Annotated in this window: 11 protein-coding genes; 7 read left to right on the top strand and 4 right to left on the bottom strand. The window is 67.2% G+C overall.

Annotated elements, in window-relative coordinates:
* Positions 1–35: 35 nt before the first annotated feature.
* On the bottom strand, positions 36–2,687 hold the full coding sequence (locus tag ACE3P9_RS04435; RefSeq protein ID WP_374492060.1) for a 4Fe-4S binding protein: 2,652 nt from the start codon (positions 2,685–2,687) through the stop codon (positions 36–38).
* 208 nt (positions 2,688–2,895) lie between these two features.
* Positions 2,896–4,857: a TAT-dependent nitrous-oxide reductase gene (gene nosZ, locus ACE3P9_RS04430; protein ID WP_374492059.1), complete on the bottom strand. Its 1,962-nt coding sequence runs from the start codon at positions 4,855–4,857 to the stop codon at positions 2,896–2,898.
* Positions 4,858–5,208: 351 nt separating this feature from the next.
* Here nosZ and ACE3P9_RS04425 point away from each other — a divergent pair, with 351 nt between their 5' ends.
* Complete coding sequence (locus ACE3P9_RS04425) at positions 5,209–6,282, top strand: FAD:protein FMN transferase (protein ID WP_374492058.1); 1,074 nt, start codon at positions 5,209–5,211, stop codon at positions 6,280–6,282.
* Between the two features lie 32 nt (positions 6,283–6,314).
* Here the strand turns inward: ACE3P9_RS04425 and ACE3P9_RS04420 are convergent, their stop codons facing one another.
* Both ACE3P9_RS04420 and ACE3P9_RS04415 read right to left on the bottom strand, forming a co-directional pair.
* Positions 6,315–7,112: a class II glutamine amidotransferase gene (locus ACE3P9_RS04420; protein WP_374492057.1), complete on the bottom strand. Its 798-nt coding sequence runs from the start codon at positions 7,110–7,112 to the stop codon at positions 6,315–6,317.
* Between the two features lie 38 nt (positions 7,113–7,150).
* Positions 7,151–7,381: a cysteine-rich CWC family protein gene (locus ACE3P9_RS04415; RefSeq protein WP_374492056.1), complete on the bottom strand. Its 231-nt coding sequence runs from the start codon at positions 7,379–7,381 to the stop codon at positions 7,151–7,153.
* 155 nt (positions 7,382–7,536) lie between these two features.
* Here ACE3P9_RS04415 and ACE3P9_RS04410 point away from each other — a divergent pair, with 155 nt between their 5' ends.
* From ACE3P9_RS04410 to ACE3P9_RS04385, 6 genes are all read left to right on the top strand, one after another.
* Positions 7,537–7,893 (top strand): hypothetical protein, encoded by a 357-nt coding sequence (locus tag ACE3P9_RS04410; protein ID WP_374492055.1) that lies wholly within the window; start codon positions 7,537–7,539, stop codon positions 7,891–7,893.
* Positions 7,871–8,653, top strand: coding sequence for a prolipoprotein diacylglyceryl transferase (locus tag ACE3P9_RS04405; protein WP_374492053.1), 783 nt, complete (start codon positions 7,871–7,873; stop codon positions 8,651–8,653). The genes ACE3P9_RS04410 and ACE3P9_RS04405 overlap by 23 nt, the downstream gene beginning before the upstream one ends.
* Positions 8,650–9,633: a hypothetical protein gene (locus ACE3P9_RS04400; protein ID WP_374492052.1), complete on the top strand. Its 984-nt coding sequence runs from the start codon at positions 8,650–8,652 to the stop codon at positions 9,631–9,633. The genes ACE3P9_RS04405 and ACE3P9_RS04400 overlap by 4 nt, the downstream gene beginning before the upstream one ends.
* Positions 9,634–9,729: 96 nt before the next feature.
* Positions 9,730–11,184, top strand: a complete 1,455-nt coding sequence (locus ACE3P9_RS04395; RefSeq protein ID WP_374492051.1) for a radical SAM protein — start codon at positions 9,730–9,732, stop codon at positions 11,182–11,184.
* A gap of 193 nt (positions 11,185–11,377) precedes the next feature.
* The gene (locus tag ACE3P9_RS04390; protein ID WP_374492050.1) at positions 11,378–12,751 is read left to right on the top strand and encodes a class I SAM-dependent RNA methyltransferase; all 1,374 of its coding nucleotides are present in this window, start codon (positions 11,378–11,380) and stop codon (positions 12,749–12,751) included.
* Positions 12,748–14,064, top strand: coding sequence for a hypothetical protein (locus ACE3P9_RS04385; protein ID WP_374492049.1), 1,317 nt, complete (start codon positions 12,748–12,750; stop codon positions 14,062–14,064). Before ACE3P9_RS04390 ends, ACE3P9_RS04385 begins: the two co-directional genes overlap by 4 nt.

The following is a 14,064-nucleotide window of genomic DNA, read 5'->3' as shown; positions in this document are numbered from 1 at the left end:
GCTGGAGCGGGAACGGAGGCTGCAGGTTCCGGCGCCTACACCCATTGCACGCCTCCTGCACGCAGCATCCAGAACAGGGCCGCACCGATGAGCAGGTTCTTGAAGCCGACGTAGGCGATCATGTCCATGACATTGGCGCGCCGATAGGTCTGGCCCCACCATGGGCCGTCCTTCACATAGCGCTTCTGGCGCAGGCGCACAAGCACCTCGAACACGCTCCATCCGAACCAGCAGCCGATCACCACCAGGGGCGACACACTGCCGCGTGCGGCCAGAATCCACACCAGCGTGGCTGCGATGGCCGCAGCCACTCCCGCAGCCTGCAGCACGGCACCGGTCTGCCAGCCGCTGCGGCTGAACGGCCACAGGTGGTCGAAGGCTTCGCCGGCCAGGCGGCGCAGGCCATGCAGGGTGCCCACGGGGGGCTGCACCCGTGGCGTAGGCCAGCGGGGATCGGGGCCGGTGCCCAGCAGTTCGCGGGCGTGCCGCTGGGCGTGGTCTTCCTCGACCGGCACGATGGGGATGAAGTACCCGTCGCGTCCGATGGCGGTGAGAGGCTGGCCTTCGCGTTCGCGCAGCTTGCGCTCCCGGGCCAGCGGGGGGCAGCCCGTGTCGTCGGTATACAGCACCATGCAGTCGAGGCAGTGCAGGCATTCGCGGTGATCGATCTGGCCGGCCGCATTGATGGCCTGCGCGCCGCACCCCTTGGCACATGCCTTGCAGCTGTTGCAGTCGGCCTTGCGCCGGAGGCCGAACCAGCGGAAGGTGCTCGGCATGGCCAGCGAGGCCCCGAGCGGACAGACATATTTGCAGTAGGGGCGCTCGATGAACAGCGACAGGGCAAAGATAGCGAGCACGAAGGTCACATAGGGCCAGCTGCGGTGGGTGATGCCGACCAGGAACGTGGTCTTGAAGGGTTCCACCTCGGCGAGCTTCTCGGCCAGCCCCATCGAGAACAGGGAGGTGGCAACCAGCCCGAAGAACACGGCATATTTCACCCATTTGAGCCGGTCATGCCAGCGCTGCGGCACCTGGAACTGGAAGCGGGCCAGTCCGAGGCGCCCCGCCACCTTGTGCGTGACTTCCTGCATCGAGCCGAAGGGACAGGTCCACCCGCAGAACAGGCCGCGGCCGAACACGAAGATCGTGACGAAGATGAAGATCCAGTACAGGAACAGGAAGGGATCGCTCAGGAACAGCGTCCATTCCCACTTGAACAGCAGCGAATGCAGCCAGGTGAGCACCTGCGTCACGGAGGGCTGGGCCATGGCGCCGAATCCTATCCAGACGATGAAGATCATCCAGAAGCTGTACTTGAACAGATTGACTGGCCACTTGTTGCGGTGCGTGGCGCGGCGGGTGAGACGCTCGCGCAGGCCATAGACCACGGCCACGGCCAGCAGCAGCGCAGCGAACAGGCCAATCTGCGGGGCACGCTGCTTCCACACCTTGAGCCAGCTGGGGTCGGGGCGCGTGATGGTGGGGTGGCCGCCCACCATGTAGGCTGCGGGCAGCCAGTATTCGGTGTCGAAATTGGTGAACGTCTTGGTGCCCGTGGCGCGGTCCACCCGGTTGCCTAGGAACGTGAGCTTCCACGGATAGGCGGGAGAAAACGCCTTGGAGCGGAGTATGAAGATGCCCGATTCGGTGAATGCGGGCGCTCCCTTGGCCTCGATGCCGTAGAGGTTCATGGCGTCCGTGTCGCGGAAGGTGAAGGTGTCCCCGTCCTGGCGGACCTGGATGCGGTCATAGATGCCCCCCCGCACGAAGCCCGATCCCTTGAAGGATTCCTTGCCGGCGGTGCGGATGATGAAGATCGCGTTCTCGCCGGGCCTGAGCTGTCCCATGAGCGAGCGCCAGGAGGCATCGCCCAGCACGGCCGGGCCCACGATGGGGGAATTCAGCGTCCCGAACCACAGCTCGATGAACGGCTCCCCGGTGCGCTCCAGACCCACCTGCTCGGGCTGCACCACCATGCGCTGCACGGCTCCCTGGGCGGCCAGTGCCGACCAGTCGGGCAGCGCAGCGCCGGCCTGGGGATCCACATAGCGCACGGGCTGGCGCACGACCGGGGCGATGATGCCGGCCTCTTTGGCCACAGTGGTGCCCGACGTGGTGATGACCTGGTTCTGGGCAATGGCCGTCACGGTGGCGCCGGAGATGGCATCCACCCCCAGCACGCCTTCGTCGGGGCGCGACTGCCCCACTTCGATCTTGTCCTTGACCGACTTCCCGACATACTGCTGGTTGAAGTGCAGCAGGGCGGATTCCGGGATGCCCAGCAGCAGGATGGGCTCGGAATGCTTGAGCACCTTGATGCCCACGTACCTGCCCGCAGTGTCCATGCCGATGAGCGTGACCACCGGTTTGCCGGAGTAGGCAGGGGTATCGGTGATGTCGGTGGACAGCATCACATACCCCAGCTTGTGCCTGCCGTCGGCGCCGCCATAGGCTTCGACATAGGGCGGCTGCCCCTTGCGCAGCGAGAAGGAAGTGGCCCCGGGGAACACCTCCTTGCAAGGCACGCGCGCGCACAGGTCGCTCGCGGTGGCCAGATCGGGGGGAAGATGCGCCTCGTAGGCCTGTGAGCCGGCAGCGCCGGCCATGACCGGGGCGGCCACGCCTGCGAGTGCCAGGGTCGTCCATGCCCTGCGCCAGATATGGCGGATCCGATTCATCCACGTCATGGTTGTGACTCCTGTCCCATCCTTGCTGCCGGAGGAGGCCCACAGGGCTCCCTCACCGACGCCGGAGCCGGTGCCGAATGAGCCTGTGACTCCGCAAAACGAACAGGGCCGGATGCGCTGCTGGCACCGGCCCCGTACCCGTAGTACCCTGGGCTGCTGCGCGTGGGACACCTTCTGTCGGGGCCCCACGGAGCTGCTGCCGTGCCGATCAGCCTTCCACCAGCATGCGCCCGCGCATTTCCAGGTGGAGGGCGTGGCAGAAGTTGGTGCAGTAGTACCAGAAGACCCCGGGCTTATCGATCTTGAAGGTGACCGACTTCGTCTCGCCCGGATTGACCAGGAACTGGATGTTGTATTCGGGGATGGCAAACCCGTGGGTCAGATCCTCCACCTTGTCGATGTTGGTGAGAATGATGGTCAGTTCGTCGCCGACCTTGACGTTGAACTCCGCCGGGTTGTAGGTGGGCGCCTGCGAGGTCATGCGGACCGTCACCTTGTGGCCTTCGCGCTTGAGCCCCGTGTCCTTGGGGTCCTTGGTGGCGAGGGGAAACTCGTTGATGTCGTAGACCTGCTTGGTGTGCAGCACGTCGCGCTTGAACAGGATGAAGTCATGCGGCTCGGGACGCACGGCATTGTCGTGCGCGAGGATCATCTTGTCGCCCGTGATGTCGAGCAGCTGGTCGTTCTCGGGGTGCATGGGCCCCACCGGCAGGAAACGGTCCTTGGAGAACTTGTTGCCCACCGCCATCCAGACCCCGTCGGCTGCGCGGGTCTCCCCATGCGTGGCGCTGATGTGGCCTGGCTGGTACATCACGTCGATCTTGTCGACGATGGGGTTGATGGTCTTGTCGCCTGCGTATTTCTTGATGGCCTTGTCGATGTTCCACTTGCAGATCTGGCTGTCGAGGAAAAGCGTGGTGTAGGCGTTGCCCCGGCCGTCGAACGTGGTGTGCAATGGCCCGAGACCGACTTCCGGCTCGGCCACGATGGCCTTGTCGGGGCTGGCCAGCTTGCCGTCGAACCAGTCCAGCACCTTCTGCAGCTCGATGACGGTGCAGGTGGGCGAGAGCTTGCCCGAGCAGATGAAGTATTTGCCATCCGGCGAGGCATTGACGCCGTGCGGATTCTTGGGCACGGACACCCGGACGCACAGGGCGGTCTTGGGGTCCTTGTTGGCATCCACCGTGCAGTCCACCACCGGAACCTTGGAATCTCCCAGGGTGGTGGTTTTGCCGGCTTTCACGGCCGCCTCGATGCGCTCGATATGGAAGAACAGGCAGGCGTCGCGCTCGGCGGCCATCATTTCCTGATAATGCACCCCATTTTCGGTGTTGTACTGATTGGTGGCAGCGAGCTTGCCGTCATAGGAGGTGGCCACCAGATCGCAGTTTCCATCGATTCGCGCCTGCCATTTCACTTTCATGCTGTTGGAATCCACACAGGTGAAAAGGCAGTGGTATTGCTTGGGGTCATTCGTGTTCTTGCCATTGTTCGGCAGGGGAACATGAAACTCCTGGCCGCAGAATACACGGGTGGTGTAATTGATTTTTGGATCGACAGGATCCCGCTTGTCCGGGAATATGCCGTGAAAACCCTGCACATTCGGCAGTTTGGTGATTTTGTCGCACACCATGTAATCGAGCCGGATACGGGCGAGCCGGGCATTGATCTTGTCATTGATCCATACATATTTGCCGTCGTATACCCCGTCCTTGTAGGAACCATGCACATGGTGCGTGTCGCCCACGTGGTACTTGAGCGAGCCATCGGGATTGGTGCCCATGACGGCCTTGGACTCGTTGGTGATGCCCCAGCCGATCAGCGCATCCGGCACAAAGCACGGAATGCGCAGCAGCTCCCTGCCGGACGGAATGCCGAGCACGCGCACATCGCCGGTGTGCCCGCTGCTCCAGATGCCGTAGTGGGTGTCGAGCTGGCCGGGCTTGATGTCCACCGAGCCCGCTCCTCCGACATTGCCGCGCGCCGCGTCTGCGCCGGAAGCCGCCTTGCCGCCCGCAGCCGATGCGGCGCCGCCTCCGGCCGTCCGATCCTCCTTGCAGGCCACGAGCCCCACCCCCGCCGCGCCCAGCACGGCAGCGGAATTCAGGAATCGGCGCCGGCCGATCCCGGAAGACAGAGGCTGATCATGGGTATCGGAAGTGTGGCTCATTTGAACGCTCCTTGCAAAATGGAAAATGGTCACCGCAGGCTGTGGAGTGACATGGACTCCGCATGCCATTTGAATGAAGCCAAGGCATCGTAATGCGGCCCATGGCGCTCCGGAAGGGGGGATTTTTGAGTGGATGCCCGCCGCTTGACTGCAATCAAGCAGAGAACGTGCAGGCATTTTCTTTCTCTGTGAAACACACGCGGTTCAAGACCGCATGCGTACACTGCAGGGCTGGTCAAAAGGGTTTTTCAGCAGGCTGTGTGCTGCCTTGATAATCAATTCATCATTATGTATTTTATGAATACATAATGATCTGCGCGTCCTGCCTCATTCTCCTGAGGAGCATTTTCCATGCATCTCGATACAGTCTTTTCCCCATCGGCCGCAGCCCCTGCGCTGTCGCGTCGGCAGCTGCTGCTGGGAGCCGGCATGGCCCTGGCTCCCCTGGTCTGCCTGCCTGTGCAGGCGGGCAGCGCGCCATACCGTGTGCGCCGGCCGCTCATGGGGACCCTGGTGGACGTGGTGGTGGAGGCCGGACCCACTCCGCAGGTGCAGCGTCAGGTCCAGGCTGCACTTGACGAGATGCAGAGGCTCGAAGCCGTGATGAGCCGCTTCGACCCGCACAGCCAGGTCAGCCGCATCAATGCTCTGGCCGGACGCGGGACGGCGGTGCCGGTCACGCGGGATCTGATGCGGGTGCTCGTGCAGGCACAGGCGCTGGCCCAGCGAACCGGGGGGCGCTTCGATCCTGCCCTGGGGGCTTTCACCTCCCAGATCGATCCCGGCAGGGGCCTGCTCGATGCCGCACAGCTGCGGCGCCTGCTGCCCCATGCGCGCCCGCAGGCCCTTGTGCTGGACCGACAGCGGCAGACGGCGCGTCTGGTCGATGCCCAGGCGCGGCTGGATCTGGGCGGGGTAGCCAAGCTGCCGATTCTTCAGGTCGGGGTGGCGCGCCTGCAGGCCATGGGACTGCATGGGGTGATGATCAATGGCGGCGGCGATGTGCTCGCCACGGCGCGGTCCGACGGGCAGCCCTGGAGAATCGGCATCCGCGATGCCGCCCACCCCGATCGCCTGCTGGCCATGGTCCCGCTGCGCGAAGGAGTGGTGGCCTCTTCCGGGGACTATGAACGCTACATCGACCTGGGTCGCACGCGCCTGCACCACATCATCGACCCCGCCACGGGACGCTCCACCCAGGGCGTCCATGGGGTGACGCTGGTGGGGGCACGCGCCGAGCAGGTCAACGGACTGGGCACGGCGGCCATGGTGGCCGGCCCGCGCGCGGCAGCCCGGCAACTGGCTCAGTGGGGCGTGCGCGATTTCGTGGTGATGCACGCAGACGGGCAGGTGGAGGCATCGGCCGGACTGCGCGGGGGATGGCTGCCTCCTCAGGGACAGCGCGCCATCCGCGGCGTGCTCTGATACGGAGCGGCAGGGCCGCAGACCCGCAGACCTCAGGCGGACAGGGGCGCACCGTCGACGAAGGCGCGCAGCTCGCCCGGGGCAAAACGGGTCCATTGCTCGTTGACGGTGAGCGGCTGGGTGGCAATCACGGCCACGCGGTCGCGGGGCGTGGTGCAGCGTGCGAAGTCGATGGCGAGGTCTTCATCCTTGAGCTCGGCCGTGGCAAACGGATACTGCCGCACCACGTAGTGCAGGTCGGTGGTGGCATGGGCCCACAGGGCCGCGCCGTTCGACAGCAGCATGTTGAAGGTGCCGTGGCGCGCGATGCGCGGCAGCAGCTCGCGCAGGGTGTGGTTGAGCTCCTCCACGGGCGGCATGCAGGCGTGCGACTTGGATATCTCCTGCATGATCCAGCAGAAGGCGCGTTCGCTGTCGGTGTCGCCCACGGGCTGGAAATGGCTGTGCAGGTGGGGGTGGTAATCGGCCAGATTGCCGTTGTGGGCAAACACCCAGTAGTGTCCCCACAGCTCCCGCACGAAGGGGTGGCAGTTCTCCAGCGCCACCACGCCCTGCGTGGCCTTGCGGATATGGGCGATCACATGCCGGCTCTTGATGGGGTACTCGCGTATGAGCCGCGCCACCGGCGAGGTGCTGGCCGGAGCGTGGTCCACAAAGTGGCGCAGCCCCTTGTCGAAGGCGCCTGCGTCCGCGTCGCCGTGCCCCTCGAAGAAGGCAATGCCCCACCCATCGCTGTGGTGGTCCGTCACACCCGCCCGCTGCGCAAAGCCGCTGAAGCTGAACGTGATGTCCGTGGGCGTGTTGCAGTTCATTCCAAGCAGTTGGCACATGGCAGGAAGGCGGAAAGGGAAAGGGAGAAAAGGGCTGCTCAGTGCGGCGAGGCGTTGGAGTCCGTCGGTGGCAGGGGATCTGCTGCCGCGAGGGCAGCAAGGCAGCGGGGGCAGAGGCAGCTCCGGGGCGTGCCTGCGGGCAGCGCCGCGCGCAGCCGGGCCGCATCGGGGGCAGGGCGCTGCATGCACCAGCAGGTGGCTGCATCCTGGCCGGAGGCCATGGCGCACTGGTTGGGATGGCCGCAGAGTGGGCAGAGGGTGGAAGACATGGGAGCGTCCAATAGGCTGCCGGGTATCGTGAAAGTATACTTTCTGCTTCATGCCGCCTTCCGGTTCACCGGGGCCGGCATGCTGCATGCCCGATTGCCGGCATTTTCTCATTTCCCCTGCGGTTTTCCCCTGCCTTCTGCAAAGGAGCCTTTCCATGCCTGACCACACGCCTGCCCCCCGCAAGCCGGAGGGATCGGAGGGGTTGTCGATGCTGCTGACCGTGCTGCGGTGGCTCGGGGTACTGGCTTCCGCCTGGGTGCTGCTGGGCAGTGCGGCCCTGATGGTGGGCCTGGGCACCTGCGGAGCCATGTTCATTGCAGCGGGGGAAACACGAGACGTGGTGCCCTGGACGCTTCTGCTCGGGGCTCTGCTGGCGGGTGCGGTGGCCTGGGCAGCCATGGCTGCCATTCGCGGGCTTCTGCGGTCACGCGGCCGCCCGACCCTTCCCCCTGCCGTCCACCACAACGCTGCGGCGCAGACGACTTCCCATGATGACGATCCGCAATCCTGAGACCGCCCTGCTGGTGCATGGCCTGCTCGAATGGCTGGCCCTGGCCGCAGGGGCCTGGCTCTACCGCCGGGAGCGGCGGCAGCGCCAGCAGGGTTCCCTGCTGCAGGGCGAGGGCTTCCGCCTGGCGGTGGGCTGCCTGCTGGGGGCCGCCGTGGGCAACAAGCTGGTGTTCTGGATCGAACAGCCCCAGCTGGCCGCACAGGTGACCCATCCTCTGCACTATCTGGCTGCCGGGCAGAGCATCGTAGGCGGGCTGCTGGGGGGCTGGATCGGTGTGGAGCTGGCCAAGCGTGCGGCCGGCATCACGGTGCGCACGGGCGATGATTTCGTGGCTCCCATCCTGCTGGGTGTGGTCATCGGCCGGCTGGGCTGCTTTCTGGCAGGCCTGTATGACGATACCTATGGCGTGCCGACCGGGCTGCCCTGGGGAGTGGATTTCGGCGATGGCATTCCCCGGCACCCCACGCAGCTCTACGAGATGCTGCTCGCACTGGGCGCGCTCTGGGCCTGGCAGCGGTGGCGCCCGGCGCTGGCAGCCGAGCCGGGACGGGGATTCCGGCTGCTGATGGCGGGCTACCTGCTGTGGCGTCTGGCGGTGGATGGCATCAAGCCGGTGCCCTATGCCTACGCCTGGGGCTGGAGCGGCATCCAGTGGGTCTGTGCCTGCGGGCTGCTGGTCATGGCCGCACTGGCCTGGCGCGATGCGCGTCGGTGTGCCGCAGGGACGGCCCGTTTTGCGCAGAAAGGGAACCATTCATGAACGTACGCAAGGTGCTGGTCTGCCGTGTGCAGACGTGGCGTGCCGCACGGCCCGTGTCATGGCGTCTGCTGACGCTGGGAGGCCTGTGCGCGCTCGTGGTGGGAGGTTCGGGGTGCGTCACCATGACGGTGGTGGGCTCGATTCAATCCGCAGCCTCGGCACGCGCCCTGCATCAGCGGCAGGTGGCCTGGAAGACCCAGACCGATGCCTTGCGCCAGCAGGCGCGGCAGGGCGATGCGCAGGTGCGTCTGGCCCTGGCCGAGCACCTGCTCTCGCAAGACGACGGACACGACTGGTCCACCCGGAGGGCCGATCGACAGGAGGCGCTCGGGTATCTGCATGAGCTGGCGGCACAGGGCCATGCCTATGCCGCCTACCGACAGGCCGAGCTGCTGGTCGAGGGAGCCACGGACACAGAGGCAGCCACCTGGAAAGACGGTTTCCCCGGCTTTGCGGAAGCCGCACAGGCCATGCAGCAGGGCTGCGTGCTGCCGGAGGCGGGGAAGGCGTCCGCTGGCCCGGTCGACATGGCCGCCCGCGTGGGCACTGCCCTGCAGGCGCGTGCCAGCGGGTTGCCCGAGCGCAGTGCCGGCCCCGTGCTGGATCTGGCCGGGGCATGGAAGGCCTGGCACCATGCGCGGTGTCCGGCCTCGGGACCGACCGAGGATCGGCAGTGGGTGTCCCCATCCGCCTGCCGGAGCAGTGCGGCGTCGCTGCTACCCGACGCGGATGGACGGCCCGATGGCACGGCACCCTGCGTGCAGGCCCTGCGGGAAGTGCAGGGCCTGCCGGAAGCCCCGGCTGCCACGCCCCGTTCAGCGGCGCTTTCTCCTGCCGGCCAAAAGCTGCGGCGCGGGCTTGTGCGGCGCTATCGCCAGCAGGCTGCTGCCTGGGCGGCACGCTATCCGGCCGCCCCGACCTTCAGCGAGGCGCCGCACGGGCTGGCCGTCTTCCGCCCCGCTTCCGGGCCGGCCCCGTGAGGGAGCGATGCCCCTCTTGCGTCCGCTTTTTCCTTGTTCTTTCTTTCGTCACGTCACCGGCCCGGCAGGGCCATGACCCATCAGGATCCCTCCGCCATGCGCAAGAATCGTCCCTACATGTTCTATGACACCACCAGCAGCGTGTGCAGCACCTGCCTGCGGCCGGTGGAGGCCAAGATTCTGTTCAAGGATGACCGGGTCTACATGGACAAGTGGTGCCCCGTGCACGGCACCGAGCGGGTGCTGATGAGCGACGATGTGGCGTACTACCGGCTCGGGCGCGAGGTCTTCGTCAAGCACCCGGAAATGCCCCAGCGGTTCGAAACGGACATGCACTACGGCTGTCCCTACGACTGCGGGCTGTGCCCCGACCACATGCAGCATTCCTGCCTGTCCATCGTCGAGATCACCGACCACTGCAACCTGCGCTGCCCCACCTGCTACGCCAGCAGTGGCCCCGAGCGGCTCACGCACCGCAGCCTGCAGGAGGTCGAAGCCATGCTCGACGCGGTGGTCGCCAGCGAGGGCGAGGCCGACGTGGTGCAGATCAGCGGTGGCGAGCCTACGCTGCATCCCCAGTTCTTCGAGATTCTCGATGCCGCCCGGGCCCGTCCCATTCGGCATCTGATGATCAACACCAATGGCCTGCGCATTGCCCAGGATGCCGCCTTTGCCGAGCGGCTGGCCAGCTATGGCCCGCACGCGCTGGAGGTCTACCTGCAGTTCGATGCGTTCGGTCGCGAGGCGCTCATGGATCTGCGCGGTGCCGACCTGCGCCGCATCCGCCAGGACGCCCTGGCCCGGCTGGAGGCTCTCGACATTTCCACCACGCTCGTGATGACGGTCAAGCGCGGCGTCAACGATCACGAGATCGGCGATGTGATCCGCTTTGCCCAGGGGCTGTCGTGCGTGCGCGGCGTCACCCTGCAGCCGGTGCAGGACGCCGGGCGCTGCGAAGGCTACGATCCCGCGCAGCACCGCCTTACCGTGAGCGAGATCCGCCGCCGCATCGTCGAGCAGACGGGGCTCTTCACCCCCGAGGACATCGTGCCCGTGCCCTGCAACCCCGACACCCTGGCCATGGCCTATGCCCTGCGCGTGGGCGACCGGCTGCAGCCGCTCACCCGCTACGTCGATCCGCGCACGCTGGTCGAGGGCAGCGGCAACACCATCGTGTTCGAGCGTGACGAATCCCTCAAGGACCAGGTCTTCCGCCTGTTCTCGACCCAGCACTCGCCCGAATCGCAGGCCGACTGCCTGGGTTCCCTCATGTGCTGCCTGCCCCAGGTGGCCGCCGCCGGGGTGGATGCCCGGGCGCTGGGGTATCGCAACGTATTCCGCGTGCTGATCGTGCAGTTCATGGACGCGCAGTCGCTCGACATCCGCGCGCTCAAGAAGAGCTGCATCCACATGGCCCGCCCCGACGGGCGCATGATTCCCTTCGAGACCTACAACCTGTTCTACCGCGACGGCCGCCAGCAGGTGCTCGACACCATCCGTGCCGAAATCGACGCCGCGCAGGCCGTGCGGCGGGTGGCCTGGCCGGACTGAGCCTGCGCCCTCCGGTCCATGGGATGGAGCCGGTGGTTCGGTGTTCCGGTGCTTTGCATGCCCCATGCGCAAGGGGCAGGACACCCCCGCCCTGCGCCCTGGAGTGTGCGCCAGTGACACAAGGGAACGCATGTTGCAGGTCCTTTGACACATGTCTGCCAGAAAACAGTCAGACTCTGTTATGGTGTCGCCCATGAATGATCTGCAGCTGTTTTTGCCCTGTGCGGCCGGAGTCGAGTCCTGGCTGGCAGAGGAGGTGTCTCGCATCACGGAACTTCCCGCAGGAGCCGTGCAGGCGCTGCGTGCCGGAGTGCTCGTGCGGGGCAGCTGGCGTGCCATGCTGCAGCTCAACCTGCACAGCCGGCTCGCCCAGCGGGTGCTGGTGCAGCTCTCGCGCTCGCCCTATGCGACCGAGCAGGACCTCTACGAGGCCGCCAGCACCGTGCCATGGGAGATCTGGATGGCGCCCACGCACACCTTCCGGGTGGACGTGACGTCCCAGCACAGCCCGCTGCGCAGCCTCAACTTCGCCACCCTGCGCATCAAGGACGCCGTGGCCGACCGCTTCCGTGCCCGCAGCGGCGACCGCCCCAGCGTCGACACCCGACAGCCGCATGTGCGCATCTATGCCCACCTGACGCAGGATCGGGTGGCGCTCTACATCGACACCTCCGGCGAGCCGCTGTTCAAGCGCGGCTGGCGCGAGGACAAGGGCGATGCCCCGCTCAAGGAAACCCTGGCCGCCGCCATGATCGCGGCCTCCGGCTGGCAGCCCGATGCCGGCGTGCCCCTGTACGACCCCTGCTGCGGCAGCGGCACCATTGCCATCGAGGCGGCCCAGATGGCCTGTCACATGGCGCCGGGGCTGCAGCGCCGCTTCGGTTTCGAGCGGCTGCTGCCCCATCAGGCCCATGTGTGGCAGACGCTGCGCGAGCAGGCCCGTGCGGCCGAGGTGCGGCCCGCCGAAGTGACCGTGTTCGGCAGCGATGTCGCCCACCGCATGGTGGACTTCGCGCAGCGCAATGCGGCGCGTGCCGGCGTGGCCCATGCCCTGCAGCTGCGCGGCGGCGATGCCCTGCAGCGCATGCCGCCCACGGAGGTGCCGGGGCTGCTGCTGGTCAATCCGCCCTATGGCGAGCGCATTGCGGCTGCCGGGGTGGCCGGCGAACGGGCCGAGCAGCGTGCCTACCGCGTGCACCGGGTGCAGGATGTGCCCCGCATGGCCGGCACGCTCGGCCTGCGCGGGCGCAGTGCAGCGGTCGGAGGGCGCGAAAGCGCCGTGGTCGATGGCCGTGCCGACGAAGGGCAGGACGACTTCTTTGCCCGACTCGCGAGCCACTGGAAGCACCACTTCACCGGCTGGACGGCCTGGATGCTCACGCCCGACCGGACCCTGCCGCGCCGCATGCGGCTGCAGGAGTCGCGCAAGATTCCCATGTGGAACGGCCCGATCGAATGCCGGCTGTTCCGCTTCGATCTGGTGGCCGGTTCGGTGGCGCGCCGCCGCCCCGGCACCGGGGCCGAAGGGCAGCCTCCTGCGGCAGACCCCGGGAGCCCCCGGCCATGATCCGTGCGCAGGGACCGGACCGGACGCAGGTCGACCAGACCAGGCCCACCCGCGGGTGGGCTTCGTGGTCGCGCCGCACCCGGCTGGCCCTGCAGGGGGCGGCTGCCGCCCTGGTGGCAGTGGCTGCGCTAGTGGCATGCCATTCCGCTTCCGACACGACCGATGCAGGGGCGGCTCCGCGCAATGGAGTGGCCCCCGGTCTCAAGCCCGCCGAGCTGATGGACGCCGCCTTCGGCAGCGACCAGCAGATCATCGGCCGCAAGGACGTGTACTGGCGTGCCGAACTGACGCTGCCGGCCCCCGTCTGGGCCCGTGCGCAGGATGCGGGACTGCCTGCAGCTGCCGCGTCGCAGCCCGCGGCCCATTCGGCCCGCGCCGATGCGGGCGCGGCAAGGGCAGCCTCGGCCTCCCTGTCGGCTTCCGGCCCCGATGCGGGGGCAGCGGGCGTCGTCGCCCCGCCCCAGCGCATGGCCGTGCGGGTGCGTCCACGTGAAGTGGTGCGCATCAACGAAGACAATGCCGCGCTGGTGCTGGAATCCGCTCCGGTCGATGCCGCCGGCGAACTTCGGTATGGCACCCGCACGCCCGCCTATCTGGGCGTGGTGTATTTCCGGCGCGTGGCAGCCCGCCCGGCCTCGGACGCCGACAACGGCGCCGCCATGATCGAGAAGTGGGCCATCAGCCGCTTTCAGCCCGCCGTCGACCAGCTCGGACAGGCTGGTACGGCGGGTGACAGCCAGATCTACAAGGTTGCTCCCAATCTGTATCTGATGACCTTCGAGCCCGTGGTGTGCACGGCCCGGGTCTGCAGCCAGTGGCTGCAGGGCTATCGGCTGGAGCTCGCAGGCATGGGCGAGGCGCTGCGCCTGCAGCTCTCGGGCAGCAACGTGCAGGCCTGGCCAGACTGCCATCGCCGGCTGGCCGATGCGCGCGGGCAGATTCCCACCGTCATCGCGCCGCCCCTGCTGCAGGCCGCCATGGCGCGGGCAGACGAAGCCGCCAGTGCCGCCGGCGCCGGCGCTTTGTCCGCTGCAGCATCGGCGGCATCTGCAGCGTCCGGGGCGGCATCCGGTGCAGCTTCTGGGGGGGGAACGCCGGGCACCGCAGACGGCCATACCTGCTATGCCCTGCATGGCGAGGCCAGTCCCATCTCGCGCGAGGGAGCCTCGGCCGACTTCTCCATCCGCTATCGGGGAATGGTGTCGCCCCGTCCCGGCGAGCGTCGGCGTGTGCAGCAGACCGTGCTGTACCGGCTCCACAACGGACACTACGCCCTGGCCGAAGGCGGCCCCGGGCCGCTGCCGGGATTCTGA

Source organism: Allobrachymonas sp., from assembly GCF_041912815.1.
In the GTDB taxonomy this organism is placed as follows: Bacteria; Pseudomonadota; Gammaproteobacteria; order Burkholderiales; family Burkholderiaceae_C; genus Brachymonas.
The sequence above is the reverse complement of the archived record's forward strand: the minus strand, read 5'-3'. Positions and strand labels throughout refer to the sequence as shown.

Coding starts and splice junctions, on each gene's coding strand:
- ACE3P9_RS04435 (WP_374492060.1), bottom strand. CDS start 2,687: ATGACGTGGATGAATCGGATCCGCCATATCTGGCGCAGGGCATGGACG.
- nosZ (WP_374492059.1), bottom strand. CDS start 4,857: ATGAGCCACACTTCCGATACCCATGATCAGCCTCTGTCTTCCGGGATC.
- ACE3P9_RS04425 (WP_374492058.1), top strand. CDS start 5,209: ATGCATCTCGATACAGTCTTTTCCCCATCGGCCGCAGCCCCTGCGCTG.
- ACE3P9_RS04420 (WP_374492057.1), bottom strand. CDS start 7,112: ATGTGCCAACTGCTTGGAATGAACTGCAACACGCCCACGGACATCACG.
- ACE3P9_RS04415 (WP_374492056.1), bottom strand. CDS start 7,381: ATGTCTTCCACCCTCTGCCCACTCTGCGGCCATCCCAACCAGTGCGCC.
- ACE3P9_RS04410 (WP_374492055.1), top strand. CDS start 7,537: ATGCCTGACCACACGCCTGCCCCCCGCAAGCCGGAGGGATCGGAGGGG.
- ACE3P9_RS04405 (WP_374492053.1), top strand. CDS start 7,871: ATGATGACGATCCGCAATCCTGAGACCGCCCTGCTGGTGCATGGCCTG.
- ACE3P9_RS04400 (WP_374492052.1), top strand. CDS start 8,650: ATGAACGTACGCAAGGTGCTGGTCTGCCGTGTGCAGACGTGGCGTGCC.
- ACE3P9_RS04395 (WP_374492051.1), top strand. CDS start 9,730: ATGCGCAAGAATCGTCCCTACATGTTCTATGACACCACCAGCAGCGTG.
- ACE3P9_RS04390 (WP_374492050.1), top strand. CDS start 11,378: ATGAATGATCTGCAGCTGTTTTTGCCCTGTGCGGCCGGAGTCGAGTCC.
- ACE3P9_RS04385 (WP_374492049.1), top strand. CDS start 12,748: ATGATCCGTGCGCAGGGACCGGACCGGACGCAGGTCGACCAGACCAGG.